Source organism: Ruegeria sp. D4 (genome assembly GCF_056534475.1).
The window spans coordinates 312,448-339,109 of the sequence record NZ_JBQFPJ010000003.1 but is presented as its reverse complement, the minus strand read 5'-3'; the positions used below and the strand labels follow the sequence as shown (position 1 = coordinate 339,109).

The window sequence follows — 26,662 nt, the reverse complement described above, 5'->3', positions numbered from 1 at the left end:
CCGGAGACAACGTGTCGTTTGGCGTTGAGCTGAACGAGCCGATCGCGATGGAGAACGGTCTGCGATTCGCCATCCGCGAAGGCGGCCGCACCGTCGGCGCCGGCGTTGTGTCGAAAATCATCGAGTAATTCGCATCTGCGAAAAGCTACGGAAAGGGCGTCCCACGGGACGCCCTTTTTGCTAAGTGCCCCACCGAGATTGTTCGGGGAACAATCTCGGGAAGCATCGGTTTTGGCGCCAGGCTTGAAGCTTACGATCTGCATGCACGCATTGGTCAAAACTTTCCCTTGCCACCCACCCCCCAAACCCTTATACGCGGCATCCTGCAAGTCCCCCGGCTGAGTCGGGGGATTCGCATGTCTGTAATTCATCCACCAGGTCCAAGGTGACCCGTTTACGGGGCCTTCTGGTGTTTTGAGCAAAGGAAAAAGGCGATGAACGCCCAAGAACTGCGTGACAAGACCCCGGACCAGCTCCGCGAGGAACTGGCCAACCTGAAGAAAGAGAGCTTTAACCTGCGCTTTCAACAGGCAACCGGTCAGCTGGAAAGCACTGCCGGCATCAAAGCGGCCCGCCGCAACGCTGCCCGCGTCAAAACCATTCTGAACGAAAAGGCCGCTGCCGCGGCATCCGAGGAGTAATCAGATGCCCAAGCGTATCCTGCAAGGCACCGTGACCAGCGACGCCAACGAACAGACAGTAACCGTATCTGTCGAGCGCCGCTTCAAGCACCCGCTGCTGCACAAAACCGTCCGTAAGTCCAAGAAATACCGGGCTCATGACGAAAAGAACGCCTTCAAGGTCGGCGATACAGTCCGCATCATCGAATGCGCGCCGAAATCGAAGACGAAACGTTGGGAAGTTCTGGAAGCGTAAGCTTCCGGGATTTTTCCATTTGTCGAAACCCTGGGGGATTTAACAAGACCAGCCCCCACAGGTCGGGAGAAACCACATGATCCAGATGCAGACCAATCTGGATGTCGCTGACAACTCCGGCGCACGCCGAGTTCAGTGCATCAAGGTCCTGGGTGGTTCCAAGCGTAAATACGCCTCCGTCGGCGACATCATTGTCGTCTCGGTGAAGGAAGCCATCCCGCGCGGCCGCGTAAAGAAAGGTGACGTCCGCAAGGCCGTCGTCGTACGCACCGCCAAGGAAGTCCGTCGCGAAGACGGTACCGCGATCCGCTTTGATCGCAACGCCGCCGTCATCCTGAACAACAACAACGAGCCCGTAGGTACCCGTATCTTTGGCCCGGTTGTTCGTGAACTGCGCGCGAAGAACTTCATGAAAATCATCTCGCTCGCTCCGGAGGTGCTGTAATCATGGCTGCCAAACTCCGCAAAGGCGACAAGGTCGTCGTGCTGGCCGGCAAGGACAAGGGCAAAGAGGGAACCATTTCCTCGGTTGACCCCAAAGCCGGCAAAGCAGTTGTAGATGGCATCAACATCGCCATCCGCCACACCCGCCAGTCGCAAACCTCGCAAGGTGGTCGTCTGCCCCAGGCAAACCCGATCGACCTGTCGAACCTGGCTCTGCTGGACAAGAACGGTAAAGCAACCCGCGTTGGCTTCCGCATGGAAGGCGACAAGAAGGTGCGCTTCGCCAAGACCACGGGAGACGTGATCGATGCTTGATTCCGCAAAATACACCCCGCGTCTGAAAGCTCAGTATGCTGAAACCATCCGTGCCGCTCTGAAAGAAGAGTTTGGCTACAAGAACGACATGCAGCTGCCCAAGCTGGAAAAGATCGTTCTGAACATCGGTTGTGGTGCTGAGGCCGTCAAAGACTCGAAGAAAGCGAAAGCTGCTGTCGAGGATTTGACTGCAATTGCTGGTCAACAGGCCGTTGCAACCAAGGCGAAGAAGTCGATCGCGGGTTTCCGCGTCCGTGAAGACATGCCGCTGGGCGCGAAAGTGACCCTGCGCGGTGATCGGATGTACGAATTCCTGGATCGTCTGATCACCATCGCGATGCCTCGCGTTCGTGACTTCCGCGGTGTTAAGCCTTCTTTCGACGGTCGTGGCAACTTTGCCATGGGCATGAAAGAGCACATCGTGTTCCCGGAAATCGACTTCGACAAAGTCGACGAGGTCTGGGGCCTGGATATCGTAATTGCCACCACAGCGAAAACCGACGCTGAAGCGAAGAGCCTGTTGAAAGCATTCAACATGCCGTTCAACGCGTAAGCGCCGGGAGGATTGAGACATGGCTAAAAAAGCAATGATCGAACGCGAGAAAAAGCGCGAACGCCTGGTGGCCAAATATGCCGCAAAGCGTGCCGAGCTGAAAGAAATCGCAAATGACGAGAGCCGCCCGATGGAGGAGCGTTTCAAAGCGCGTCTGAAACTGGCGAAACTGCCGCGCAACAGCTCGGCGACCCGTCTGCACAACCGCTGTCAGCTGACCGGCCGTCCCCACGCTTACTACCGTAAGCTGAAGGTCAGCCGTATCGCGCTGCGCGAGCTGGGTTCTGCTGGTCAGATCCCCGGCATGGTGAAATCGAGCTGGTAAGGGAGACATAGATATGAATGATCCTATCGGCGATATGCTCACCCGTATCCGCAACGCGCAAATGCGCGGCAAGTCCACCGTTTCCACCCCGGCTTCCAAGCTGCGCGGTTGGGTTCTGGACGTGCTGGCGGACGAAGGTTACATCCGTGGCTACGAAAACACGACCGGTGAAAACGGTCACCCGGCCATCGAAATCAGCCTGAAGTACTACGAAGGCACCCCTGTCATTCGCGAACTGAAGCGGGTCTCGAAGCCCGGCCGCCGCGTATACATGGGCGTCAATGACATTCCGCAGGTCCGTCAGGGTCTGGGCGTGTCGATTGTCAGCACTCCGAAAGGTGTGATGTCGGACGCAAACGCTCGCTCCAACAATGTTGGTGGCGAAGTGCTCTGCACCGTCTTCTAAGGAGGTCTGCAATGTCTCGTATTGGTAAAAAGCCGGTCGAGCTGCCCAGCGGCGTTACCGCCTCTGTGTCTGGCCAGACCATCGAAGTGAAAGGTCCGAAAGGCACCCGCAGCTTCACCGCCACCGACGACGTGACGCTGTCGGTTGAAGACAACGTGGTCAAGATCGACCCCCGTGGCATGTCCAAGCGTGCCCGTCAGCAGTGGGGCATGAGCCGCACAATGGTTGCCAACCTGGTAACCGGTGTGACGACTGGCTTCAAAAAAGAGCTGGAGATCCAGGGTGTTGGTTACCGGGCTCAGATGCAGGGCAACACCCTGAAGCTGAACCTGGGCTACAGCCACGATGTTGATTTCACTGCTCCGGAAGGTGTCACCATCACCGCGCCGAAGCAGACCGAGATCGTTGTGGAAGGTATCGACCAGCAGCTGGTGGGCGAAACCGCGGCCAAAATCCGCGAGTGGCGCCGTCCCGAGCCGTACAAAGGCAAGGGCATCCGCTACAAGGGCGAGTTCATCTTCCGCAAGGAAGGCAAGAAGAAGTAAGGACGCAGACAATGGCAAACAGCAAAAGAACCCTGTTTCTGAAGCGCCGCCTGCGCGTTCGGAACAAACTTCGCAAGGTCAACGCGGGTCGTCCGCGTCTGTCCGTACACCGTTCGAACAAGAACATCAGCGTTCAGCTGATCGACGACGTACGTGGCGTGACCCTGGCTTCGGCCTCGACCCTGGAAAAAGACCTGGGTGTTGTTGGCAAGAACAACGTCGAAGCGGCCACCAAAGTGGGCGCGGCCATCGCCGAGCGTGCCAAGAAGGCAGGCGTCGAAGAGGCCTATTTCGATCGTGGTGGCTTCCTGTTCCATGGCAAGGTGAAGGCAGTAGCCGACGCCGCGCGTGAAGGTGGTCTGAAGATCTAAGACTTGCGGGCGGGTTTCGATCCGCCCCGATGATCCGGGAGCCCTGACGTTAGTCGGGGCTCACTTGGATTGAACTAAACGGCGCCATAAGCGCCACATGAGAAAAGGGATGCCAAATGGCAGAACGTGAAAACCGTCGGGGCCGTGGTCGCGACCGTGAAGAAGCACCGGAATTTGCAGATCGTCTGGTCGCAATCAACCGCGTGTCGAAAACCGTAAAAGGTGGTAAGCGCTTTGGCTTCGCCGCTCTGGTGGTTGTCGGCGATCAGAAAGGCCGCGTCGGCTTTGGCAAAGGTAAAGCAAAAGAAGTACCTGAGGCCATCCGTAAGGCGACTGAACAAGCCAAGCGCCAGATGATCCGCGTGCAGCTGCGCGAAGGTCGTACCCTGCACCACGACATCGAAGGCCGTCACGGCGCCGGTAAAGTGGTTATGCGCACCGCACCTGAAGGTACTGGTATCATCGCCGGTGGTCCGATGCGTGCCGTGTTCGAAATGCTGGGCGTCAAGGACGTTGTGTCCAAGTCGCTGGGCTCGCAGAACCCGTACAACATGATCCGCGCCACCATCAACGGCCTGCAGAAAGAGCAGAGCCCGCGTTCGGTTGCCGCACGTCGTGGTAAAAAAGTCGCCGACATCCTGCCCAAGCGGGACGAAGCACCGGCTGCTGCTGAAGCAGAAGCGTAAGGAGAGCGAACCATGGCAAAAACCATCGTCGTCAAGCAGGTCGGTTCCCCGATCCGCCGCCCCGCCGAACAGCGCGCGACCCTGATCGGTCTGGGCCTGAACAAGATGCACAAGACCCGTGAGCTGGAAGATACCCCTTCAGTTCGCGGCATGATCCGCAAGATCCCGCATCTGGTAGAGATCGTCGAAGAGCGCGGCTAAGCGCGATACCTTCGAATGAATTGAAACGCCCCTGTCCTCGGTTTGGGGCGTTTTTTTTGCACCTTTGGTTTGCGGTTACATCCGCAAATAGATCTGGATCCGGCTCGCGCCATACAGACCGCGTAATGAACGCTTGCCGTCTGCCCTGTGGGCGGCGTTCAAAGACGACCACGCTGTCGTAGAAAGTTATACTGTCTGTAGTCCTGGTTATGTTGGTCACCTCATAATCCTCTCGGACATGTTGAGCGTTCAATTCGTCAATTTTCGTTTTGGCAAACTCGATAAATGTGCCCTCGCGCCGAAGACCTCCGCCAAATTTGGGCCAGTAAGAGGTGTGCATGTCCTCCACCAAATAGACACCATTGGAGGAAACACGCTCATACAACGTGTCAAATGTCTTGATGACGTGAGAATTCACGTGACTTTCGTCGTCTATGACGATGTCAAAGCCCTCATATTGGTCAACAACATCAGCCAGGAACTTCTCGTTGTCCTGGCTGCCGATACGTACATTGAAGTTCTCACCAGCGTGTTTTTCGCATTCGGGGTTAATGTCTATCCCGACAACTTGCGAACTCCTGTGAAAACACTCGCGCCACATACGCAGCGAGCCGCCTCCGTGAACCCCAATTTCCAGAATCTTAATAGGTCGATCGCGAAACCGGTCGAAATTGCGCTCATAGATGTCAAAATAGTGCAGCCACTTGTGCAGGCGCTGTTCACCGTTGTTCTAAAAGTGCCGGTGTAGCAATCCTTTGCTGTTCATTCGGTCAAATTCCTTGATTAGAGTTTGCTGGACATTGCCGTTCGCGGGGCTGATTTTCTACAGCAAATACTTTGAACTATGAGACCTTGCGCCTCGTTCTCTGTGACGATGGGGGTTATTCCAAAAACGCATACCGGCTAGACCGAAACTTGCGTTGTTAGCGTTATCCTCTGCGCCTATCTGAGCCTTGTCCCAAAAGGAACAAGACAAGCAACTCCGGGGAATACGCCCCGGTCAGAAAGGAACTCAGAAATGGCACATACCGCAACACTGACTCATAACGGTTTCAACTTCTCCACCCGCTTCGCAAACTTCGTTGAACGCGTGAAGGCAGCCCGCGCGCAGGCGGCCGAATACAACCGGACCTATGCCGAACTTCAGCGCCTGACCAACCGCGAGCTGGACGATATCGGCATTCGCCGTTGCGACATTGCGGACATCGCGCACAAGCACGCCTACTGCGTGTAAGACCACGCACCACCCGATCCAGAGGCGCCGCTATGGCGCCTCTTTTGTTTTGGGAGCCGCGTATGCCACAGGAGCAGGTTATTTCCTGAACCCCGTTGCGAAAGCGCGCGGGATAGGTCAAGTGCTGAAAGGGTCGTTTCAGTTTGACGGAAAGGCCGGGCATGGCGCGGGAATTTCAGATCGGGATGCTATGGGTCGATGGCCCGCTGAGCTTTCTGGAGCAGCTCTGCATCAAATCGTTTCTGGATGCTGGCCAGCACGTGCGCCTTTATACATACGGCGATGTGCCCAACATTCCCGACGGAGCCGAACGGCGCGATGCGCGGGAGGTCATGCCCGACGAAAACATCATCACGCATAAGCGAACCGGCAGCCCCGCAGTACACGCGGACAGGTTTCGTTATCGCATGCTGGCGCAGCATCAAGATCTGATCTGGGCGGATACTGATGCGTATTGTGTCAAGCCGTTCACCACGGAAAACGGCCACTTCCACGGCCGCCTCGCTGCGCATGAGATCAACAATGGTGTTCTTAGGTTGCCGCCGGACAGCCCGACACTCTATGATCTGATCGACTACACTGAAAACCCTTATCGTATTCCGCCGTGGCTGCCGTCGAAGCTGCGGGCCGAGCTGATACGCGATGCCCTGGACGGCAACCCCAAACATGCCGGTGAAATGCCCTGGGGCGTTTGGGGCCCCCGAGCACTGACCTGGCTGTTGCAGCAGAATGGTGAGGATCGTTTCTCGTTTCCTACCCAAGTCCTTTATCCGGTGTCTTACAAGGAACGGCGCGTCATGAGCCGGGCCAATGGCGGTGCCGAGCGATTCATCACAGATGAGACGATGTCGATCCATTTCTACGGCCGTCGCATGCGGTCATTCATCTTCAACAGGTTTTCCGGCATTCCGCACCCCGAAAGCCTAGTGGGTCAGCTTGTGAAAAAGCATGGCATCGATCCACATGCGGCGCCGCTCCGGCCGAAGGGCGTTATCGAAGACGAAATGGCTGAGGGTGACGAATAACATCTGACCCGTCCCGCAGGCTTGCCAACTGGCATTAACGGGCCTATACGCCTGCGGTGGCCTTGCGCCATACGAATCAAAAACCAAGAAATGCCGTGTTTGGCCCATCACGCTTCGGGGGCCACATCCGGCTTAGGAGAAGCGAAATGAAACTGCACGAATTGCGCGACAATCCTGGCGCCACACCGAAACGCACCCGCGTTGGCCGTGGTCCGGGTTCCGGCAAAGGTAAAATGGGTGGCCGTGGTATCAAAGGCCAGAAATCCCGTTCGGGTGTGGCCATCAATGGCTACGAAGGCGGCCAGATGCCGCTGTACCAGCGCCTACCCAAGCGCGGCTTCAGCAAGCCGAACCGCAAGGAATTCGCCGTTATCAACCTGGGCCTGATCCAGAAGTTCGTCGAAGCCGGCAAACTGGACGCCAAGGCTGCGATCACCGAGGACGCACTGGTTGCTTCCGGTCTGGTGCGCCGCAAACTGGACGGCATCCGTGTTCTGGCCAAGGGCGAAATCAGCGCCAAAGTGAACCTGGAAGTCACCGGTGCTTCGAAAGCTGCCGTTGAGGCAGTTGAAAAAGCGGGCGGTTCACTGACGGTCACAAAAGCCGCTGCGGCAGAGTAAGCGCTTGTGAGCGGGCAAAGACCCGCTTACATAGACCTCAGAGTTTTCCAAGACGCCGCCCGAGCCGGAAAACGGTTCCGGGCGGTGTTTTCATAAGAGAGACCGATTTATGGTATCAGCAGCAGAACAAATGGCAGCCAACACAAGCTGGGCTGCCCTTGGCAAAGCCACCGATCTGCGCAACCGCATCCTGTTCACGCTGGGATTGCTGATCGTCTATCGCCTGGGCACCTTCATTCCGGTGCCGGGGATCGACGGTCAAGCGCTGCGTGAGTTCATGGAGCAGGCGGGGCAAGGCATTGGCGGCATGGTTTCGATGTTCACCGGCGGGGCGCTTGGGCGGATGGGCATCTTTGCCCTCGGCATCATGCCCTACATCTCGGCCTCGATCATCGTGCAGCTGCTGACATCGATGGTTCCCGCGCTCGAACAGCTCAAGAAAGAGGGCGAGCAGGGGCGCAAGAAAATCAACCAGTATACCCGTTTCGGCACCGTGGCGCTGGCCACGGTTCAGGCCTATGGCCTGGCTGTTTCGCTGGAATCGGGGGATCTGGCGACCGATCCGGGGCTCTATTTCCGCATGTCGACCATGATCACGCTGGTTGGCGGCACCATGTTCCTGATGTGGCTGGGTGAACAGATCACCGCGCGCGGCATCGGCAACGGTATCTCTCTGATCATCTTTGTCGGCATCATCGCCGAAGTTCCGGCCGCGCTGGCGCAGTTCTTTGCCAGCGGACGCAGCGGTGCGATCAGCCCCGCCGTGATCATTGGTGTAATCGTAATGGTCATCGCCGTGATCACCTTTGTGGTGTTCATGGAGCGGGCCCTGCGCAAGATCCACATCCAGTATCCGCGCCGTCAGGCTGGCATGAAGATCTATGAAGGCGGTTCCAGCCATCTTCCGGTCAAGGTGAACCCGGCCGGCGTTATCCCGGCAATCTTCGCAAGTTCGCTGCTGCTTCTGCCGGTGACGATCTCGACCTTCTCGTCGGGTGCGGCCAGCGGTCCTGTGATGTCGTGGTTGCTGGCGAATTTTGGCCCCGGGCAACCGCTCTACCTGCTGTTCTTTGCATCGATGATCGTGTTCTTCGCATATTTCTACACGTTCAACGTGTCGTTCAAACCGGACGATGTGGCGGACAACCTGAAAAAGCAGAACGGCTTTGTTCCTGGCATCCGTCCGGGCAAGAAAACGGCAGAGTATCTGGAATACGTGGTCAACCGCGTTCTGGTACTGGGTTCGGGCTATCTGGCGGCGGTCTGTCTGCTGCCTGAAATTCTGCGGGGCCAGTTCGCCATTCCGTTCTATTTTGGCGGCACCTCGGTTCTGATTATCGTCTCTGTGACCATGGACACGATCCAACAGGTCCAGAGCCACTTGCTGGCGCACCAATACGAAGGGCTTATCGAAAAGTCCCAACTGCGCGGCAAAGGCAAGAAACGCGGCAGGAAGGGACCGTCTCGTCGATGAACATTATTCTTCTTGGCCCCCCCGGGGCAGGTAAAGGGACGCAGGCGCGTCACCTGGTCGAGACACGCGGCATGGTGCAGCTGAGCACCGGCGACATGCTGCGCGAAGCGAAAACCTCGGGCACCGAGATGGGTAAGAAAGTTGCCGCGATCATGGACGCCGGCAAACTTGTCACCGATGAGATCGTGATCGGCCTGATCGAAGAGAAACTGACTACCGAAACAGGGGCCGGTTTCATCTTTGACGGGTTCCCCCGCACGCTGGCGCAAGCCGATGCGCTGTCGGCATTGCTGGCCAAACTGGGCCAGTCGCTGCACACCGTAATTGAGATGCGCGTCGATGACGAAGCGTTGGTATCCCGGATCACGGCACGCTCGACCTGCGGTGGGTGTGGCGAAGTCTATAACGACATCACCAAACCGATCCCGGCGGATGGAAAGTGCACCAATTGCGGCAAGGAAAATGATTTCCAGCGTCGCGCGGATGACAACGAAGACAGCCTGCGCACGCGCCTGATGGAATACTACAAAAAGACCTCGCCGCTGATTGGCTATTACTATGCCAAGGGTGATCTGCGGCCGGTCAATGGCCTGGCTGAAATCAAAGAAGTGACAGCCTCGATCGAGGCCATCCTGGGCTGATTTCAGGTTGGGGCTTGACGGCCCCTTCAAAAGCCCATATCGACCCCCATCCCTATAGGGAATCAAGACCGTAGACGGGATTCGTTCCGTTTGCCCCGACCACCTCAAATAATGCTGGACCCTCTGGCGGCACTGCCACGGTCAAGCGTTGTGAAAAAAGGTTCTGGAGTTACGGAACCGCAACGAAAAGGAAAGTGACACGTGGCACGTATTGCCGGCGTAAACATCCCGACTGCAAAGCGGGTACCAATCGCCCTCACATATATCACCGGTATCGGAAACACCTCGGCGCAGGCCATCTGCGAAGCCGTGGGCATCGAAGCGCACCGTCGCGTCAATGAACTGTCCGACGCCGAAGTTCTGGCCATCCGTGAACACATCGACGCCAACTACACCGTCGAAGGTGACCTGCGTCGTGAAGTTCAGATGAACGTCAAGCGCCTGATGGACCTGGGGTGCTACCGCGGTCTGCGTCACCGCCGCAACCTGCCGGTTCGCGGTCAGCGTACCCACACAAATGCTCGTACCCGCAAAGGCCCCGCAAAGGCCATCGCTGGTAAGAAGAAATAAGGGAGGGTCTGACTGATGGCACGTGACAAGACTCGCGTTAAGCGCAAAGAGCGTAAGAACATCGCATCGGGCGTTGCCCATGTGAACTCGACCTTCAACAACACCAAGATCCTGATCTCGGACGTACAAGGCAACGCCATCTCGTGGTCGTCTGCCGGTACCATGGGCTTCAAGGGATCGCGGAAATCGACGCCATACGCCGCTCAGATGGCTGCAGAAGACGCAGGCAAGAAGGCGCAGGAACACGGCGTCAAGACGCTCGAAGTCGAAGTTCAGGGCCCCGGTTCGGGTCGTGAATCGGCTCTGCGCGCACTGGCTGCAGTGGGCTTCAACATCACGTCGATCCGCGACGTGACACCGATCGCTCACAACGGTTGCCGCCCGCCGAAGCGCCGCCGCGTCTAAGCGATTTCGAATTTGGCTGGGGCTGTGTTTCTGCACGGCCCCAGCACGTCATTTTGAACCTCGGGCGTCTGCACCTTGTTGGTCATGGGGCGCGGACAGGAATGGAGGGATTACATGATCCACAAGAATTGGGCAGAATTGATCAAGCCGACCCAGCTGGAAGGCAAGCCGGGCAACGACCCTGCGCGTCAGGCGACCCTGGTTGCTGAACCGCTGGAGCGTGGCTTTGGTCTGACCCTGGGCAACGCCCTGCGCCGCGTCCTGATGAGCTCGCTTCAAGGTGCGGCCATCACCAGCGTCCAGATCGACAACGTATTGCACGAGTTCTCGTCCGTGGCGGGCGTTCGTGAAGACGTCACCGACATTATCCTGAACCTCAAGCAGGTCGCCCTGCGCATGGAAGTCGAAGGCCCCAAGCGCCTGTCGATCAATGCCAAAGGCCCCGCTGTCGTCACCGCTGGCGACATCAGCGAAAGCGCCGGCATTGAGGTTCTGAACCGCGATCACGTCATCTGCCACCTGGACGATGGCGCCGACCTGTTCATGGAACTGACCGTCAACACCGGCAAGGGCTACGTCTCGGCTGAAAAGAACAAGCCGGAAGACGCACCCATCGGCCTGATCCCGATCGACGCGATCTATTCGCCGGTCAAAAAGGTTGCTTACGACGTTCAGCCGACTCGTGAAGGTCAGGTTCTGGACTACGACAAGCTGACCATGAAGATCGAAACCGACGGATCGATCACTCCGGATGATGCGCTGGCCTTTGCCGCGCGTATCCTGCAGGACCAGCTGTCGATCTTCGTCAACTTTGACGAGCCGGAATCGGCTGGCCGCCAGGACGAAGACGATGGTCTGGAATTCAACCCGCTGCTGCTGAAGAAAGTGGACGAGCTGGAGCTGTCGGTCCGTTCGGCAAACTGCCTGAAGAATGACAACATCGTCTATATCGGCGACCTGATCCAGAAGACCGAAGCCGAGATGCTGCGCACCCCGAACTTCGGCCGCAAGTCGCTGAACGAGATCAAAGAAGTGCTGTCCGGCATGGGTCTGCACCTCGGCATGGATGTCGAGGACTGGCCGCCCGACAACATCGAAGATCTGGCGAAGAAATTCGAAGACGCCTTTTAAGGCGGTGCCGGGCTGAAGCCCGGCCTACTTCAGACTACATCGTAGGGCGGGCTTCAGCCCGCCACGCGAAAGACAAATGCCCGGACGACCGGGGACAACAAGGGCACTTCCGCCCCAAGGAGAGCCGGTGACACGCATCGCCGGCCAGACAAAGCAAAACGCGAAAGAAGGAACTAGAAAATGCGTCACGCACGTGGTTACCGCCGCCTGAACCGTACTCATGAGCACCGCAAGGCGCTGTTTGCGAACATGGCTGGCTCGCTCATCGAGCATGAGCAAATCAAAACAACTCTGCCGAAGGCAAAAGAACTGCGCCCGATCATCGAAAAGCTGGTCACGCTGGGCAAGCGCGGCGACCTGCACGCCCGGCGTCAGGCAGCTTCGCAGCTGAAAGAAGACAAAGACGTCGCAAAGCTGTTCGAAGTTCTGGGCCCCCGCTACGCGGAGCGTCAGGGCGGTTATGTCCGCATCCTGAAAGCTGGCTTCCGCTATGGGGACATGGCGCCGATGGCGATCATCGAATTCGTTGATCGTGACGTCGACGCCAAAGGCGCGGCTGACAAAGCCCGCGTTGCCGCCGAAGAGGCTGCTGACGAAGAATAAGAAAGCCAGGCTTTCTGATCTGAACCCCCGTGTCCCGGACGCGGGGGTTTGTTCATTTATTGCCCCCTAACTGTCGCAAAGAACGCATTTGCGGTGATATCCGTTTATGAAACCCTGAGCCTATTAGGTCACGCATCAAGGTGAGTGAGGAGGACGGATTATGGCAATCCCAGATGAAATACCAAGCGTGCTCACGGGCCCGTCTGTCTGGACCGGTCAGGATATGCGAACGCGACAGCGCGAATGGATTATCGATCTGACGGCCGACGACATTGACGATCTTGAGCGGGCCGCTAGTCACTATTTGAGCCTGGGAAGTGATATTGGTGAGATCACGAAGGCCACTTTCCCTTTGCAAAGATTGGACCGACATCTGGCGCTGCTACGAGAGAAGCTGATCAACGGGATCGGGTTCGAAGTGATCCGCGGCCTTCCGGTGCAGGACTATACGCAAAAGATGGCAGCTACGATTTTCTGCGGTGTTGGTGCCCATTTGGGTTCGGCCCGTTCTCAAAACGCTCAGGGGCACATTCTGGGCCACGTCCGCGATATCGGTGCGGATGCGAACGATCCCAATACCCGGATTTATCAAACGCATGAACGCCAGACATTTCACACCGACAGCGCAGATATTGTTGGCCTGCTTTGTCTGCGTGAGGCCAAAGAGGGCGGAGACTCGCTGCTGGTGAGTGCTGAAACGATCTATAACAGGATGCGATCCGAATGCCCGGAATTGCTGGAACTGTTGTTTGAACCCCTTGCGACCGACAGAAGAGGGGAGGTGCCGGACGGCATGAAGCCCTACATGACGATTCCACCATTTTCCTGGCACGACGGCAAGCTGACAGTGTTTTATCAAAGGCAGTATATCGACAGTGCCCAGCGGTTTCCGGATGCGATGCGCCTTACACCGGATCACGTTAAGGCGCTGGATCGGTTTGATGGGCTGGCGAATGACCCCGACCTTTGCCTGACCATGCGGCTGCAACCGGGGGACATGCAGTTCGTGTACAACCACTCGCAACTGCATGACAGGACCGGCTTTGTGGACTGGCCTGACCCATCTGAACGGCGGCACTTGTTGAGACTGTGGCTGTCGCCCGAGGGAGACCGTGAGTTGCCCGATGTATTCAGGCAGCGGTACGGAACAATTGCGGTCGGACAACGCGGCGGGATCATCACGGAAGGAACGCGGCTGCACGCGCCGTTGGACTGACCGCCCACAGGTGCTGCGCGGAAGCTTGCATTACGGCCCGTGTAGACGCATATCCGATGGACCATTAATCGACGGATGGATCATGCGGAAAGTTCTCTGTTCTCTGATGCTGGCGACGCTAGCCGTGTCAGCTAATGCCGAAACAAAAGTGCCGACATCGCAGGCCGAAATAAGCCTGGGATTTGCCCCGGTGGTCAAACAGGCTGCTCCGGCGGTCGTCAACATCTACGCCAAGATCGTAACGCAAGGCCGGGCCAATCCGTTTTTCTCGGACCCGTTCTTTCAGGAGTTCTTCGGCAGAGGATTTGCCGAACCGCAGCCGCGGGTTCAGAACTCGCTGGGGTCCGGCGTCATTCTGTCTGCGGACGGCTATGTTGTGTCAAATTACCATGTTGTCGGCATGGCGACGGAAATCCGTGTGGTGACAACGGACCGGCGCGAGTATTCAGCGCAAGTGGTTCTGGGCGATCAGGAAAGCGACATTGCCATTCTTCGGCTGGAAGAGGCCGCTGAACTGCCGCATCTGAACTTTCGCGATTCCGATCAGGTCGAGGTGGGCGAACTGGCGCTGGCCATCGGCAATCCGTTTGGAGTGGGTCAAACCGTATCGTCCGGCATAATTTCCGGGCTGGCACGAACCGGAACAGCAACGGGAAATGCGCGCGGGTACTTTATCCAGACAGATGCGGCGATCAATCCGGGTAACTCCGGTGGGGCGCTGATTGACGTGAACGGTGATCTGATCGGGATCAACACCTCGATCCTGACCCGGTCGGGCGGATCCAACGGCATTGGCTTTGCCATTCCGGCAAATCTGGTTGCCGAATTCCTGCGGCAGGCGAAGTCCGGCAACGAGAGCTTTGTCAGCCCCTGGGCCGGGATGGCGGGCCAGCATATGAGCGCCGATATCGCCGAATCGCTGGGTCTGGCCATTCCACTGGGCGTGGTGATCTCGGACCTGCATGACCTCAGCCCGCTGGCTGCGGCCGGGTTGCGGGTTGGCGATGTTGTCACCCATGTTGACGGGGATGAGGTAAATTCGCCTGCCGAGATGAAATTCCGGATGTCGGTTGCCGGTGTCGGGGGAACCTCGGTTCTGACCCGTCTGCGCGGAGACAAAAGCGCGGATGTGATAGTGGATTTGGTCCGCGCTCCGGACAGTCCGCCCGCCGATGAGACCACATTGGATGACAAAACCGTTCTGCCCAACCTGACCGTCGCCCGGATCAATCCCGCACTGATCTCGCAGTTGGGATTGGTTCTGTCACAGACCGGCATTGTTGTGGTTGATCCGGGCTCATTGGGAGCACGCGCCGGTCTGAGGCCCGGAGACGTCCTGAGCAGCATCAATGACACTGAGATTGAGCAGCCCGGCGATGTCGTCGAGGCGCTGACTGACCCCGGGCGCCGGGTGCAAATGAACGTTCAGCGCGGTGGACGCGCGGTTTCGTTGCGGTTTCGGCTCTGACCCGTGAGTGATCTGTTCGATACCGGGGCACCCGAGCCCGCAACCGCGCCGCATCGCCCCTTGGCGGACCGGCTGCGTCCCAAGACGCTGGGTGAGGTGATCGGACAAGAGCAGGTGCTTGGCCCGGACGCACCCCTGGGCGTCATGCTGGCCGCTGGTAGCCTGTCGAGTTTGGTGTTCTGGGGGCCACCGGGGGTAGGCAAGACCACGATTGCGCGGTTGCTGGCACAAGAGACTGATCTGCATTTTGTCCAGATCAGCGCGATTTTCACCGGTGTTCCGGACCTGAAAAAAGTGTTCGAGGCAGCAAGGATACGGCGTCAGAACGGGCAGGGCACCCTTTTGTTCGTTGATGAAATCCATCGGTTCAACAAGGCCCAGCAGGACGGGTTTCTTCCGCATATGGAGGATGGCACGATCCTGCTGGTGGGGGCGACCACGGAAAACCCTTCGTTCGAACTGAATGCGGCTGTTCTCAGCCGTGCACAGGTGCTGGTGCTCGAACGGCTGAGCCTTGCCGATCTGGAACGTCTGACGAGGCGGGCCGAAAAAGATCTTGGCCGCGCCTTGCCCCTGACGCCTGCCGCCCGGGATGCCTTGCAGGAGATGGCGGACGGAGACGGTCGCGCGTTGCTGAACCTGATTGAGCAGGTTGCGGCGTGGAAGGTCGACGCACCGCTTGACCCGGAGGCGCTGTCCACGCGGTTGATGCGGCGTGCCGCGAAATACGACAAATCGGGGGACGAGCATTACAACCTGATCTCGGCCCTGCACAAATCAGTTCGCGGTTCGGATCCGGATGCGGCGCTGTATTGGTTTGCACGTATGCTGACGGGGGGCGAGGATCCAAGGTATCTGGCCCGCCGGATTACCCGGATGGCGGTTGAGGATATCGGACTGGCCGACCCGCAGGCGCAGTCGATCTGCCTGCATGCGTGGGAGGTATACGAGCGGCTGGGCTCTCCGGAAGGAGAATTGGCCCTGGCGCAGGCGCTGGTCTATCTGGCGCTGGCGCCAAAATCGAACGGCGCCTATGTCGGCTACAAGGCGGCGATGCGTCTGGCCAAACAATCCGGCAGCGAGCCGCCGCCAAAGCACATCCTGAATGCGCCCACGACACTGATGAAGGATCAGGGCTATGGGGCTGGCTATGCCTATGACCATGATGCCGAGGATGGATTCTCGGGCCAGAACTACTTTCCGGAAACGATGAAGCGGCCGATGCTGTACCAGCCGGTCGAGCGGGGATTCGAGCGGGAACTGAAAAAGCGGCTGGACTATTTCGCAAAGCTGCGCGCGCAGCGGAACGAGAACTAGGGCTGGCTTGACTCTTGCTGCTTTGCGCGCGACAGACGCGCATGTTTTCTAACACACTGACATCGGTGAAATCCGGGCGGGCCAGTCGCGCGGTGCAAGGGGCAATGGCATGAGTGGCGTACAGATGATCACCGTCGCAGAGGACGACAGCGACCAGCGGCTGGACCGTTGGTTGCGCCGCATGTTCCCGCATGTCGGGCAGGGCCGTATCGAAAAGATGTGCCGCAAGGGCGAGCTGCGGATTGACGGCGGTCGGGCCAAGGCCTCGACCCGGCTTGAGGCCGGGCAGGTCGTGCGGGTTCCGCCCTTGCCGGACGCTAATCACAAGCCGGTTGAGGTCAAACGCCGGATCTCGGATGCGGATGCAAAGATGATCCAATCCTGCGTGATCTACCGCGACGATCACGTTCTGGCCCTGAACAAACCCCATGGACTGCCGGTGCAGGGCGGCAGTGGTCAGACCCGCCATGTCGACAGCCTGTCCGAGGCGCTGCGGTTCGGTTATGAGGAAAACCCCCGTCTGGTACACCGTCTGGACAAGGACACCTCGGGCGTTTTGCTTTTGGCAAGAACGCGCGAAGCGGCCAAGGGTCTGACAGCCGCGTTCCGACACCGCGACACGCGCAAGATTTACTGGGGCCTGGTCGCCGGGGTGCCGACTCCGTATCTGGGGGAGATCAAAACTGGTCTGGTAAAAGCCCCGGGCCACGGCAAGAAAGGTGAAGGCGAGAAGATGATCGCCGTTCACCTGAACGACCTTGACGGTACACCGGGCGCGAAGCGGGCGCATACCCTGTACGCGACGCTGTACCGGGTTGCCGGGCGCGCTGCGTGGGTTGCCATGGAACCCGTTACAGGCCGCACCCATCAGCTGCGCGCGCATATGGCCGCCATCGGGCATCCGATCATTGGCGATGGCAAATATGGCGGTTCGGGTCAGGAAAACCTTGGCGATGGCTGGGGTGCGCAATTGGGCGGGATTATCAGCAAAAAGCTGCACCTGCATGCCCGGCAGGCGTCGTTTGAACATCCGGTGACGCGCAAGACTATCACCGTCAAGGCCCCGTTGCCGGATCATATGAAACACAGCTGGGATACTTTCGGCTGGACCGAGGATCTGGCCTCGGACGATCCGTTTGAGGATTTGCAATGACCTCACCATTGCGGCTGGTCCTTTTCGACGTCGATGGTACGCTTGTCGACAGTCAGGCCAGTATCGTCTCGGCCATGACCGCCAGTTTTGACGCTTTGGGCCTGACTGTGCCGGATCGTTCCGCGATCCTGTCGATTGTCGGGTTGTCGCTGCCGGTCGCTCTGTCCCGTCTGGCGCATGATCACCCGGTTTCGGTTCAGGAAAAACTGGTGGATGGATACAAGGAAGCCTATCACGACCAGCGTCTGAGGCAGGGTGCTGCAAACTCGCCCCTCTATCCCGGTGCCCGGGAGGTGCTGGAGGCGCTGCACGGAATACCCGAGGTCTTGCTGGGGGTCGCCACCGGAAAGTCGCAACGCGGGCTGGATGCGTTGATCGAGGCGCACGGTTTGGAGCGGTTCTTTGTCACCCGTCAGGTGGCAGATCATCACCCTTCGAAACCGCATCCGTCGATGATCGATACAGCGCGCGCGGAAACCGGTGTCGACCGGCGAAATACGGCCATGATTGGCGATACCCGCTTTGACATGGATATGGCCAGCGCGGCTGGCGTGACAGGTATCGGTGTGGCCTGGGGATACCACGACACCGCAGAACTGGAACACGCTGCGCAGGTGATCGAAACATTTGATCAGCTGCCGCCGGCGCTGCACAGTATTTGGGGATGACGGTATGAGCGACTGGAAACCGAAACGGTTCTGGACCGAAAGCGCGGTGGCTGAAACCGAAGAAGGCTTCACCGTCGAACTGGACGGGCGTCAGGTCAGAACCCCGGCCAAGGCGGCGCTGGTTCTGCCGACGCACGCAATGGCAACCGCTGTGGCTACGGAATGGGACGCGCAGGAAAAAGAGGTTGATCCGACCTCCATGCCGTTTACCCGATCGGCAAATGCGGCAATCGACAAGGTCCGCCATCAGCATGCCGAAGTGGCCGACATGCTGGCGGACTACGGCGATTCGGACTTGTTGTGTTACCGTGCCACGCACCCGCTGGAGTTGCAGCAGCGGCAGGCGGGGCAATGGGATCCGGCGCTGGACTGGGCGGAAAAGACCTTGTCCGCGCGGCTTGTATCCTTCGAGGGTGTTCTGCATCAACCGCAATCCGACGATGCGCTGGCGACTCTGCGGCGGCAAGTTCATGAGCTTGGTGAGTTTCAGCTTGCCGGGTTTCACGACCTTGTGAGCCTGTCCGGGTCCTTGATTCTGGGTTTTGCCGCAGCGCGGAATTGGCGCAAACCGGACGAGATATGGCGCATTTCGCGATTGGACGAAATCTGGCAGATCGAGCAATGGGGTCATGACGACGAGGCGCATGAAGCCTCGGAGGTCAAGAAATCCGCCTTTTTACACGCCAAACGCTTTTTCGATCTATCGGTTTGATCCTTCAAAGACAGTATTTTAGTGCGTCGCGCGCGGCCGCGCGGCGTCTGATATCGTTTTCGCTGATCCAACCCTTGACGTTTGTTTATGAATGCGACCAAACTCGTGGCCACTAAAGGGGAGACACCTTTGGGGTAACCTTTCCGGCAAAATGCTGCCGGACAGAACCGCCCCCGAGTGGGGCGGACAATCAGGAAGAGGTAAAAATGAAAAAATCCGTAATCTTGGGCGTGGCGACGATTGCTGGCCTGGCTGCTGGCGCCGCCGCGGCAGGAACCGCAGATGACGTCAAGGCACGCGGCAAACTGAACTGTGGCGTGGCCACCGGTGTACCCGGTTTCGCCAGCCCGGACGCCAATGGTGAATGGCAAGGCTTTGATGTGGCCGTGTGCCGCGCCGTAGCAGCCGCCGTTCTGAACGATCCGACTGCAGTTGAGTTCATTCCGACCACCGGCAAGACACGCTTTACCGCGCTGGCTTCGGGTGAGATCGACATGCTGGCCCGGAACACCACCTGGACCTTCAGCCGCGACGTTGACCTGAAATTCGAATTCGTCGGCGTCAACTACTATGACGGTCAGGGTTTCATGGTTCCCAAGGCACTGGGCGTAAGCTCGGCCAAGGAACTGGACGGTGCGACCGTCTGCATTCAGACCGGCACCACAACCGAGCTCAACCTGGCGGATTTCTTCCGCATCAACAACATGAGCTACGAGCCGGTTCCGATCGAAACCAACGCCGAAGCGCAGCAGCAGTATCTGGCTGGTGCCTGTGACGTCTACACCACCGACGCATCGGGTCTGGCTGCCACCCGCGCCACATTCGAGAATGCCGGTGATCACGTGATCCTGCCGGAAATCATCTCGAAAGAGCCGCTGGGTCCGCTGGTTCGTCATGGCGACCACGAGTGGGGCGATGTTGTCCGCTGGACTCTGAACGCGCTGATCGCAGCCGAGGAAATGGGCGTGACATCGGCCAATATCGATGAAATGTCCGCTGGAACCGACAATCCGGAAGTGAACCGTCTGCTGGGCAGCGAAGGCACTCTGGGTGAAATGCTGGGTCTGGACGCTGAATGGGCCCGTCGCGCCATCAAGGTCGGCGGCAACTACGGCGAAATCTTTGCCAAGAACATCGGTGAGGAAACCCCGATTGGCCTGGCACGCGGTCTGAACGCACAATGGATCGAAGGTGGCCTGCTGTACGCACCGCCTTTCCGCTAAAATCCACGGAAAAGGGCGCAGGGCAACCTGCGCCCTTTTTCAATCAATAAGAAACACGCCCGGAAACGTCCGAGCAGAGATCAACTCTGCCGACAAAAGACCGGGATGCACGGGGATAAACATAGGTCATGACGACTCTCACTGACCCGCCGAAGGAGCAGTTCCGGCTGTCCATGCTCCTTTACGATACGCGGTACCGATCTGCGACCATTCAGGTCATTGCTATGATCGGTTTCATGCTTCTGGCAGCCTGGATTATTAACAACACCATTCAGAACCTCGAAACGCTGGGCAGAACAGTCGGGTTCGACTTTTTCGCCGAACCAGCCAGCTATGACATCAACCAGCGCCTGCTGGAATATGACTCGCAGGATACCCATCTGCGCGCGGCCTTTATCGGGCTGCTGAACACGCTGGTTGTTGCAGTTCTGGGCTGTATCACGGCAACAATCATCGGTGTCATGGTTGGTGTTCTGCGTCTGTCGAACAACTGGCTGATCGCGCGGATTATGACGGTTTATGTCGAAATGTTCCGCAACGTTCCGGTCCTGCTTTGGATCGTGTTCGCTATGGCGATCCTGATTGAAAGCCTGCCTGCGCCGCGCGCATTCCGGGGTGAAAATCCAGAAGCCACGATGGATCTATTCGGCACTGTTGCTGTGACCAACCGCGGGGTCTACATCCCCGAGTTTCTGTTCTCGCGCAGCCTGGGCGACATCCACCTGTTCGGGACATCAAGTCTGCGTTTTGACGTCTCGCTGGACCTGATCGCTTTCCTGATCGTGCTTGGCGGCAGCATCTTTGCCATGCGCAAAGTGTCGGCCTGGGCCAATGCCACGCAGGAAAAGACCGGTGACCGTCCGACCATCTGGTACATCCAATTGGGCCTGCTGTTCGTGCCATCGGCCATCCTGCTGGGCGCGCTGGGCTTCCACCTGGGCTATCCCGAGCTGAAGGGCTTTAACTTCACCGGCGGCACCCACCTACGGAACTCGCTGATCGCCCTGTGGCTGGCCCTGTCGCTGTACACGGCGGCTTTCATCGCCGAGATCGTTCGCGCCGGTATTCTGGCCATCTCGAAGGGTCAGACCGAGGCCGCATCCGCACTGGGTCTGCGCCCGGGCCGGACCATGCGTCTGGTGATCCTGCCGCAGGCGTTGCGAGTGATCATCCCGCCGATGATCTCGAACTATCTGAACCTGACCAAGAACTCGTCGCTGGCGATCGCGGTCGGATATATGGACATCACGGGGACGCTGGGCGGTATCACCATGAACCAGACCGGCCGCGAGCTGGAATGCGTTCTGCTGCTGATGCTGGTCTACCTGACCATCTCGCTGAGCATTTCGGCGGTGATGAACTGGTACAACAACCGTGTCAAACTGGTGGAGCGGTAATATGAGTGATGTTTCATTTGTCCGCACGGAAATGTTGCCGGAACAGACACCACCTGCATCCGAGGTCGGTGTGCTGGGATGGATTAGGCATAACCTGTTCTCAAGCTGGCTGAACTCAATCCTGACGCTCATCTCGCTGTATTTCATCTACTATGTGCTCTCCAACATTCTGTCCTGGACGTTCGAATCCGTTTGGAACGCCAATTCCCTGTCGGAATGTCGTGAGATCATGATGGCGACCTGGGGCGATACTCATGGCCATGCCTGCTGGGGCGTGATCAAGGACCGGTGGCTGCAGTTGCTGTACGGGTTTTATCCACCTTATCCGGCGCATCCGGACGCAACGTGGTCTAATCCGCCTGAATCGGGCAGCTGGCCGGCCTATTTCCGGCCGAACCTGACCTTCATCCTGTTGTTGGTTGCGATTGCGCCGGTGTTGTTCACCAAAGTGCCGCGCAAGCTGTTGATCGTGACGGCGGCTTATCCGTTCCTGCTGCCTTGGCTGATGTGGGGCGGGTCGATCTGGGGACCGCTGATGGTCGCTGCCGGGTTCGCAATCGGTTATTTCGCCTACAAGGTTGTGCTTCCAATGGCGGGGTCCCTGACGGCGTTAATCCTTGCAGTCGCGCTGCCCATTCTGTGGTGGTTGTTTGCTGCTGGCGCAGTTGCTGACGCGGTCGACTCTGTCATTCCAATTGGTATAGCGACTGTCGAAAGCCGCGACTTTGGCGGTTTCATGCTGGCGATCCTGCTGGGTGTTGTGGCCATTGGCGTCTCGCTTCCCATCGGCATCGTGCTGGCGCTCGGTCGTCAGTCTGATCTGATGATCGTCAAATACCTCTGCGTGGGCTTTATCGAGTTCATTCGGGGCGTGCCGCTGATCACCCTGCTGTTCGTGGCCTCGCTGCTGCTGAACCTGTTCCTGCCGCCGGGGACCAACTTTGACATCATCCTGAGGGTGATGATCATGATGACTCTCTTCTCGGCCGCTTATATGGCCGAGGTGATCCGGGGTGGTCTGGCGGCGCTGCCGCGGGGTCAGTACGAAGGGGCTGACAGTCTTGGGCTGAACTACTGGCAGGCGCAGCGGCTGATCATCATGCCGCAGGCGCTGAAAATCTCGATCCCGGGCATCGTGAGCACGTTCATCGGTATCTTCAAGGATACGACACTGGTTTCGATCATCGGTCTGTTCGACGTGATCGGCCTGACCAACGGCATCCGCGCCGATACCGCGTGGAACGGCGTCTACTGGGAACTGTTTGCCTTTATCGGCGTTTTGTTCTTCGTCGTCTGCTTCTCCATGTCCCGTTATTCCATGTATCTGGAGCGCAAGCTTCAGACTGGCCATCGTTAAGGAGTTCAACACATGTCTGAACTTGCAATTGACCGTGAAATCGATCGATCGAAAATGCAGGTGAGCGACGAGGTCGCCATCGAAATCACCAACATGAACAAATGGTACGGGGCCTTCCACGTGCTGCGCGACATCAATCTGACCGTCAATCAGGGCGAGCGGATCGTGATCGCGGGGCCTTCGGGGTCGGGCAAATCCACCCTGATCCGCTGCCTGAACGCGCTGGAGGAACACCAGCAGGGCAAGATCGTTGTGGATGGAACCGTTCTGTCGAATGACCTCAAGAACATCGACAAGATCCGGTCCGAGGTTGGCATGGTGTTCCAGCACTTCAACCTGTTCCCGCACCTGACCATTCTGGAAAACTGCACGCTGGCCCCGATCTGGGTGCGCAAGACGCCCAAGAAAGAGGCCGAAGAGCGCGCGATGCATTTCCTGGAAAAGGTCAAGATTCCGGAACAGGCCGACAAGTATCCCGGCCAGCTGTCCGGTGGTCAGCAGCAGCGTGTGGCGATTGCCCGCTCGCTGTGCATGATGCCTCGGATCATGTTGTTCGATGAACCGACATCGGCGCTGGACCCCGAGATGATCAAAGAGGTGCTCGACACCATGATCGAGCTGGCCGAAGAAGGCATGACCATGCTGTGTGTGACCCACGAGATGGGCTTTGCCCGTCAGGTCGCCAACCGCGTGATCTTTATGGATGCCGGCCAGATCGTGGAACAGAACGAACCGGAAGAGTTCTTCAATAACCCCAAAAGCGAGCGGACCAAGCTGTTCCTCAGCCAGATTCTGGGGCACTGAACCTGCAATTAAATCCGGAAAAAGGCGGGGTCTGGCCCCGCCTTTTTCAGTTCAAAAGTTCGCGCGGGATTGCGAAGCCCAGGACCTTGCCGCTGTGCCGCTGCAAGCCTCTCCAGGTGTTGATGTCAAATCGAATAACCGTCGTCGCGCAGGTGGGATAGTCGTAGAACCGCACATGGTCCGGTGGGTATTTCACAATCTGATCCGCAAAGGCGGCAATACCGGGATTATGACCCAGCAACAGTACGGTGCGTCCGGTCGCCTGTTGCAATACCTTCATCATTTCAGCGGGATCGGCCAGATACAGGTCGCGGGTGAAGGTGGTCCTGGCAGCAGTCAGCCCCATCCTGTCCCAGGTTTCGCGGGTCCGAGTGGTCGAAGAACTCAGAACTTCATCCGGAAGCCAGGCGTTTCGTGACAGCCATTTCCCGACGACCGGGGCTGATTTGCGCCCTCGCTTGTTCAGCGGGCGATCATGGTCGTTGCTCAGCGGATTGTCCCAACTGGACTTGGCGTGACGGGTCAGGATCAGGGTGCGGGTCATGATGGGTGAAAGGCCTTCATATGATGCGCAGATTGTTCTGCCAGCCGCCCGGCACCCGCACTTAGCGGGCAGGCAAGTCGCGCGAGACAACCGCCAGCCATGCAGGTCTGGCCTTCTGGCGTAGTCAGGTGTGCATGGCAGGTGTTGACGTCGTAGAAGCTGTGGGTGGACAAAGCGCCAACCGGGCAAGCCGACGTGCAGGGGGCATGGCAGGTGGCGCAGGGGCTTGGCCCTTCGGCGGCAGGTATCGGGAACTCATCGACAAAATGCAGCGCACCGCGGAACGAGATCATCATGCCGACGGCGTCATGCACCAATGCGCCAACCGGACTTTGAAACGTGCGCCCGGACTTCAAGGCCCAGTCGATGAACGGTGTGTAGGGCGGCCCGCTGAACGGATAGTACGGCGTGGCACCCAGCGCGCCAGCCATCGCGCCGACAACCCGCAAGGACCATCTGTCGACCGGGTCCGCCTGCCCATCCGCCCATTCGGGCGACGCCTTCAAAACCGGCCAGAATGTCTGCGCCGCGCCCAGCAGGATCAGGGTGCCGCCATCCAGCTGCTTGGCGCCGCTATGCCGGGGGTGCTGCGCACCCATCACGACCAGGCCCGACCGATCAGCGGCTGCTCTCACGTCGGAGTATGTCACTTGCGCCGAAACGGCAGCGTCAAGCTCCATCCCAGCCGGGTTGGTTGTTCGTCCCGCCATTGCAGTCCCACCTTCATCCTGTCATGCCCGTCACCTGGCTGCGCCACATAGGTGCCCATCAATCGATCCCAGACCGACAGCGCAAAGCCGTAATTGCTGTCATGTTCTTCCCTGTGCACCGAATGGTGAACCCGGTGCATGTCAGGCGTCACAAGAACCCTACGCAACACCGCGTCCACGGCAAGGGGGAGTTTGATGTTGGAGTGATTGAACAGCGCGGTTCCGTTCAACAGAACCTCGAACAGAACAACGGCAAGTGCACTGGGACCCAATGCATAAACCAGCGCTATTTTCAGTATCATGGACAGTGCGATTTCGATGGGATGAAATCGCACGGCGGTTGTTACATCCATGTCCCTGTCCGCGTGATGCACCCTGTGCAGCCGCCAGAGGATCGGCACCTTGTGTGTCACCAGATGCTGCAGCCAGATCGCATAGTCCAGAATCAGCACGCTCAGAAGAATTTCAAGCCATCCGGGCCAGTCGGTCCTGTTAAAAAGCCCAATCCCGTGATGTCCGGCGTCCACCGCCGCCCCTACGGCCAGCAACGGGACCCAGATTGCCATAACCCTCAGCGTCAGGGTGTTGAGAAGCGTTATGGCAAGATTGGTTTGCCAGCGCCGTCGTTTCGAGCAATCTAGCAAACGTCTGGGTGCAAATGTCTCGGCAATTGCGAAAACCGCAAAAAGCCCAAGGAAAATTCCCAGCCGAATAATGGATTCGTGCTCCATATATTCACATTCAGGCATATTAAAGCCCGAGACAAGACCGGGAAATTCACATAGGCGTCAGTCCGGCCGGATCAGAGAGCCCGCACCGTGTTCGGTGAACAATTCCAGCAATACGGCATTTGGGGCACGGCCATCCAGGATGACAACCGCCCGAACGCCACTGTGCAGCGCGTCCAGAGCGGTTTCCGTTTTTGGGATCATGCCGCCGGCAATCGTGCCTTCGCGGGTCATCTCGCGGATCTGTCCGGCTTTGAGTTCGGTTACCACCTCTCCGGCTGCATTCTTGACGCCGGATACATCGGTCAGCAGCAACAGTCGATCCGCCTTCAGGGCCGACGCGATGGCTCCGGCAGCGGTATCGCCGTTCACGTTGAAGGTTTCACCGTCTTTGCCTGCTCCGAGCGGCGCAATCACGGGGATTACATCATGCGAGAAAAGATCATGCAGCAGTTTGGGATTCATCTCGGATGGTGTGCCGACGAAGCCCAACGAGGAATCCGTCTGCTCGCAAACCATCAGATTGGCGTCCTTGCCGGACAGCCCGACCGCCGTTCCGCCCTGACGGTTGATGGCCTGCACGATCCGTTTGTTGACAAGGCCAGACAGCACCATCTCGACGACTTCGACCGTGGCCTTATCGGTGACCCGCTTGCCATTCACGAAATCCGACTGGATGTCCAACTGATCAAGCATCGCGTTGATCATGGGTCCGCCACCATGCACGATGACTGGGTTTACCCCGACCTGCCGCATTAGCACGACATCGCGGGCAAAGCTTTCCATCGCCTCGTCGCTGCCCATGGCGTGACCGCCCAGTTTGATCACGACGATCGCGCCGTCATACCGCTGCAGGTAGGGCAGTGCGCTATTCAGAGTGGCGGCGGTGGCAATCCAGTCCCGGTTCATGTCTCGTGTCTTCATGGCTTAGGTCCTTCTG

General features: G+C 58.4%; 35 protein-coding genes and 1 pseudogene. 31 read left to right on the top strand and 5 right to left on the bottom strand.

Annotated features, from left to right (window positions below; translation table 11 throughout):
- The 12 genes from ACR0MI_RS07550 to rpmD all read left to right on the top strand — a co-directional run.
- The coding region (locus ACR0MI_RS07550; protein ID WP_480854027.1) for an EF-Tu C-terminal domain-related protein at positions 1–128 on the top strand (128 nt) is incomplete at its 5' end.
- A gap of 306 nt (positions 129–434) precedes the next feature.
- Positions 435–641, top strand: a complete 207-nt coding sequence (rpmC, locus tag ACR0MI_RS07545; protein ID WP_037311745.1) for a 50S ribosomal protein L29 — start codon at positions 435–437, stop codon at positions 639–641.
- Positions 642–645: 4 nt separating this feature from the next.
- The gene (gene rpsQ / locus ACR0MI_RS07540; RefSeq protein ID WP_170613768.1) at positions 646–876 is read left to right on the top strand and encodes a 30S ribosomal protein S17; all 231 of its coding nucleotides are present in this window, start codon (positions 646–648) and stop codon (positions 874–876) included.
- Between the two features lie 76 nt (positions 877–952).
- Positions 953–1,321, top strand: a complete 369-nt coding sequence (rplN, locus tag ACR0MI_RS07535; RefSeq protein ID WP_005621870.1) for a 50S ribosomal protein L14 — start codon at positions 953–955, stop codon at positions 1,319–1,321.
- Between the two features lie 2 nt (positions 1,322–1,323).
- Positions 1,324–1,635, top strand: a complete 312-nt coding sequence (gene rplX, locus ACR0MI_RS07530) for a 50S ribosomal protein L24 (protein ID WP_039523375.1) — start codon at positions 1,324–1,326, stop codon at positions 1,633–1,635.
- A complete protein-coding gene (gene rplE, locus ACR0MI_RS07525; protein WP_170613766.1) occupies positions 1,628–2,188 on the top strand; it encodes a 50S ribosomal protein L5 in 561 nt (186 codons plus the stop codon). The genes rplX and rplE overlap by 8 nt, the downstream gene beginning before the upstream one ends.
- A 19-nt stretch (positions 2,189–2,207) precedes the next feature.
- Positions 2,208–2,513, top strand: coding sequence for a 30S ribosomal protein S14 (gene rpsN, locus ACR0MI_RS07520; protein ID WP_068340744.1), 306 nt, complete (start codon positions 2,208–2,210; stop codon positions 2,511–2,513).
- A 13-nt stretch (positions 2,514–2,526) separates the two neighbouring features.
- Positions 2,527–2,919, top strand: coding sequence for a 30S ribosomal protein S8 (gene rpsH, locus ACR0MI_RS07515; RefSeq protein WP_155148687.1), 393 nt, complete (start codon positions 2,527–2,529; stop codon positions 2,917–2,919).
- An 11-nt stretch (positions 2,920–2,930) separates the two neighbouring features.
- Positions 2,931–3,464 (top strand): 50S ribosomal protein L6, encoded by a 534-nt coding sequence (gene rplF, locus ACR0MI_RS07510; protein ID WP_170467582.1) that lies wholly within the window; start codon positions 2,931–2,933, stop codon positions 3,462–3,464.
- Between the two features lie 11 nt (positions 3,465–3,475).
- Positions 3,476–3,835 carry a 50S ribosomal protein L18 gene (gene rplR, locus ACR0MI_RS07505; protein ID WP_010437103.1) on the top strand — a complete coding sequence of 120 codons (360 nt, stop codon included), beginning with the start codon at positions 3,476–3,478 and terminating at the stop codon, positions 3,833–3,835.
- A 116-nt stretch (positions 3,836–3,951) separates the two neighbouring features.
- Positions 3,952–4,521 carry a 30S ribosomal protein S5 gene (gene rpsE, locus ACR0MI_RS07500; RefSeq protein WP_155148691.1) on the top strand — a complete coding sequence of 190 codons (570 nt, stop codon included), beginning with the start codon at positions 3,952–3,954 and terminating at the stop codon, positions 4,519–4,521.
- Between the two features lie 12 nt (positions 4,522–4,533).
- Positions 4,534–4,722, top strand: coding sequence for a 50S ribosomal protein L30 (gene rpmD / locus ACR0MI_RS07495; RefSeq protein ID WP_170613764.1), 189 nt, complete (start codon positions 4,534–4,536; stop codon positions 4,720–4,722).
- A 400-nt stretch (positions 4,723–5,122) separates the two neighbouring features.
- Here rpmD and ACR0MI_RS07490 read toward each other — a convergent pair.
- A pseudogene (locus ACR0MI_RS07490) lies at positions 5,123–5,323 on the bottom strand (hypothetical protein); the annotation flags it as partial.
- A gap of 417 nt (positions 5,324–5,740) precedes the next feature.
- Between ACR0MI_RS07490 and ACR0MI_RS07485 the strand changes: the two are divergent.
- From ACR0MI_RS07485 to ACR0MI_RS07395, 19 genes are all read left to right on the top strand, one after another.
- Positions 5,741–5,956 carry a DUF1127 domain-containing protein gene (locus tag ACR0MI_RS07485; protein ID WP_170613762.1) on the top strand — a complete coding sequence of 72 codons (216 nt, stop codon included), beginning with the start codon at positions 5,741–5,743 and terminating at the stop codon, positions 5,954–5,956.
- Between the two features lie 161 nt (positions 5,957–6,117).
- A complete protein-coding gene (locus ACR0MI_RS07480; protein ID WP_170613760.1) occupies positions 6,118–6,981 on the top strand; it encodes a hypothetical protein in 864 nt (287 codons plus the stop codon).
- Positions 6,982–7,127: 146 nt separating this feature from the next.
- Positions 7,128–7,601, top strand: a complete 474-nt coding sequence (rplO, locus tag ACR0MI_RS07475) for a 50S ribosomal protein L15 (RefSeq protein ID WP_170613758.1) — start codon at positions 7,128–7,130, stop codon at positions 7,599–7,601.
- A 109-nt stretch (positions 7,602–7,710) separates the two neighbouring features.
- The gene (gene secY / locus ACR0MI_RS07470) at positions 7,711–9,075 is read left to right on the top strand and encodes a preprotein translocase subunit SecY (RefSeq protein WP_170613756.1); all 1,365 of its coding nucleotides are present in this window, start codon (positions 7,711–7,713) and stop codon (positions 9,073–9,075) included.
- A complete protein-coding gene (locus ACR0MI_RS07465) occupies positions 9,072–9,716 on the top strand; it encodes an adenylate kinase (protein WP_170613754.1) in 645 nt (214 codons plus the stop codon). The genes secY and ACR0MI_RS07465 overlap by 4 nt, the downstream gene beginning before the upstream one ends.
- A gap of 201 nt (positions 9,717–9,917) precedes the next feature.
- A complete protein-coding gene (gene rpsM, locus ACR0MI_RS07460; RefSeq protein WP_170613752.1) occupies positions 9,918–10,286 on the top strand; it encodes a 30S ribosomal protein S13 in 369 nt (122 codons plus the stop codon).
- A gap of 15 nt (positions 10,287–10,301) precedes the next feature.
- Positions 10,302–10,691: a 30S ribosomal protein S11 gene (gene rpsK, locus ACR0MI_RS07455; RefSeq protein ID WP_008757289.1), complete on the top strand. Its 390-nt coding sequence runs from the start codon at positions 10,302–10,304 to the stop codon at positions 10,689–10,691.
- Between the two features lie 114 nt (positions 10,692–10,805).
- Positions 10,806–11,822 carry a DNA-directed RNA polymerase subunit alpha gene (locus ACR0MI_RS07450; RefSeq protein WP_170613750.1) on the top strand — a complete coding sequence of 339 codons (1,017 nt, stop codon included), beginning with the start codon at positions 10,806–10,808 and terminating at the stop codon, positions 11,820–11,822.
- Between the two features lie 180 nt (positions 11,823–12,002).
- On the top strand, positions 12,003–12,425 hold the full coding sequence (rplQ, locus tag ACR0MI_RS07445) for a 50S ribosomal protein L17 (RefSeq protein WP_170613748.1): 423 nt from the start codon (positions 12,003–12,005) through the stop codon (positions 12,423–12,425).
- Between the two features lie 160 nt (positions 12,426–12,585).
- Complete coding sequence (locus tag ACR0MI_RS07440; RefSeq protein ID WP_170613746.1) at positions 12,586–13,641, top strand: TauD/TfdA family dioxygenase; 1,056 nt, start codon at positions 12,586–12,588, stop codon at positions 13,639–13,641.
- A gap of 79 nt (positions 13,642–13,720) precedes the next feature.
- Positions 13,721–15,109 (top strand): trypsin-like peptidase domain-containing protein, encoded by a 1,389-nt coding sequence (locus ACR0MI_RS07435; protein WP_480440768.1) that lies wholly within the window; start codon positions 13,721–13,723, stop codon positions 15,107–15,109.
- A 3-nt stretch (positions 15,110–15,112) separates the two neighbouring features.
- Positions 15,113–16,426: a replication-associated recombination protein A gene (locus ACR0MI_RS07430; protein ID WP_170613742.1), complete on the top strand. Its 1,314-nt coding sequence runs from the start codon at positions 15,113–15,115 to the stop codon at positions 16,424–16,426.
- Between the two features lie 109 nt (positions 16,427–16,535).
- Positions 16,536–17,579 (top strand): RluA family pseudouridine synthase, encoded by a 1,044-nt coding sequence (locus ACR0MI_RS07425; RefSeq protein WP_170613740.1) that lies wholly within the window; start codon positions 16,536–16,538, stop codon positions 17,577–17,579.
- On the top strand, positions 17,576–18,247 hold the full coding sequence (locus ACR0MI_RS07420; protein WP_480535612.1) for an HAD-IA family hydrolase: 672 nt from the start codon (positions 17,576–17,578) through the stop codon (positions 18,245–18,247). Before ACR0MI_RS07425 ends, ACR0MI_RS07420 begins: the two co-directional genes overlap by 4 nt.
- 4 nt (positions 18,248–18,251) lie before the next feature.
- Positions 18,252–18,959, top strand: coding sequence for an ATP12 family protein (locus ACR0MI_RS07415; protein ID WP_170619185.1), 708 nt, complete (start codon positions 18,252–18,254; stop codon positions 18,957–18,959).
- 206 nt (positions 18,960–19,165) lie between these two features.
- Positions 19,166–20,182, top strand: coding sequence for an amino acid ABC transporter substrate-binding protein (locus ACR0MI_RS07410; protein WP_170613734.1), 1,017 nt, complete (start codon positions 19,166–19,168; stop codon positions 20,180–20,182).
- 128 nt (positions 20,183–20,310) lie between these two features.
- Positions 20,311–21,579: an amino acid ABC transporter permease gene (locus tag ACR0MI_RS07405; protein ID WP_170613732.1), complete on the top strand. Its 1,269-nt coding sequence runs from the start codon at positions 20,311–20,313 to the stop codon at positions 21,577–21,579.
- Position 21,580: 1 nt separating this feature from the next.
- Positions 21,581–22,936, top strand: a complete 1,356-nt coding sequence (locus ACR0MI_RS07400; RefSeq protein WP_170613730.1) for an amino acid ABC transporter permease — start codon at positions 21,581–21,583, stop codon at positions 22,934–22,936.
- 12 nt (positions 22,937–22,948) lie between these two features.
- Positions 22,949–23,740 carry an amino acid ABC transporter ATP-binding protein gene (locus ACR0MI_RS07395; RefSeq protein WP_170613728.1) on the top strand — a complete coding sequence of 264 codons (792 nt, stop codon included), beginning with the start codon at positions 22,949–22,951 and terminating at the stop codon, positions 23,738–23,740.
- A 46-nt stretch (positions 23,741–23,786) separates the two neighbouring features.
- Here the strand turns inward: ACR0MI_RS07395 and ACR0MI_RS07390 are convergent, their stop codons facing one another.
- The 4 genes from ACR0MI_RS07390 to argB are packed head-to-tail and all read right to left on the bottom strand — an operon-like array spanning position 23,787 to position 26,646.
- Positions 23,787–24,284 carry a SixA phosphatase family protein gene (locus ACR0MI_RS07390; protein WP_480854010.1) on the bottom strand — a complete coding sequence of 166 codons (498 nt, stop codon included), beginning with the start codon at positions 24,282–24,284 and terminating at the stop codon, positions 23,787–23,789.
- The gene (locus tag ACR0MI_RS07385; protein WP_480440624.1) at positions 24,281–24,994 is read right to left on the bottom strand and encodes a ferredoxin; all 714 of its coding nucleotides are present in this window, start codon (positions 24,992–24,994) and stop codon (positions 24,281–24,283) included. The genes ACR0MI_RS07390 and ACR0MI_RS07385 overlap by 4 nt, the downstream gene beginning before the upstream one ends.
- A complete protein-coding gene (locus tag ACR0MI_RS07380) occupies positions 24,931–25,725 on the bottom strand; it encodes a sterol desaturase family protein (RefSeq protein ID WP_170613806.1) in 795 nt (264 codons plus the stop codon). Before ACR0MI_RS07380 ends, ACR0MI_RS07385 begins: the two co-directional genes overlap by 64 nt.
- Positions 25,726–25,782: 57 nt before the next feature.
- The gene (gene argB, locus ACR0MI_RS07375; protein WP_170613723.1) at positions 25,783–26,646 is read right to left on the bottom strand and encodes an acetylglutamate kinase; all 864 of its coding nucleotides are present in this window, start codon (positions 26,644–26,646) and stop codon (positions 25,783–25,785) included.
- Positions 26,647–26,662 lie beyond the last annotated feature (16 nt).